1 protein-coding gene is annotated in these 540 nt (G+C 48.7%); it reads right to left on the reverse strand.

The window, feature by feature from the left end:
• The coding region (locus tag A3761_RS01515; RefSeq protein ID WP_197472724.1) for an efflux RND transporter permease subunit at window positions 1-406 on the reverse strand (406 nt) is incomplete at its 3' end.
• Window positions 407-540: the final 134 nt, after the last annotated feature.

Here is a 540-nt window from a genome sequence, read left to right on the forward strand (position 1 = left end):
CAGGTTCATCACTACTCGCAGGTAGCTTTGATTTGGCACGGTCAACCTTTTCACGGACGTCATCCAAGGCCGTATCACTGTCAAAACCGGCATCAAATTCAAGCGTCACCGATGCATGCCCTTCGGAGGCAACGGAGCTCATCTCTTTGACACCCTCTATCGACTTAAGCTCTTTCTCCATTGGCCGAATAAGTAGGCGCTCGGCATCTTCAGGTGAAATACCCTCATGCGACATCGATACGTAAACAATAGGAATGGCAATATCCGGCTCAGACTCTTTTGGGATACTCTGATAAGCAAAAATCCCGGATATTAGTAAAAATACCAAGACCAACAGCACAGCACGGCGACGCTCTATCGCCCAGTCGATTGGCGTTTTTGGTGCCGTACCAAAGTACTCTTTCATTAAGAATCTACTCCTGACGCCTTATCTTCTGCCGAAACTCGAACAGGGCTGACCTTTTCACCAACCGAAACAAAACCTTGCCCGACGGTAATAAGCTCAAGCACCTCGGGTAAACCGCCTAGCCAAACACCATC

The sequence above is a fragment of the Oleiphilus sp. HI0123 genome, from assembly GCF_001635315.1.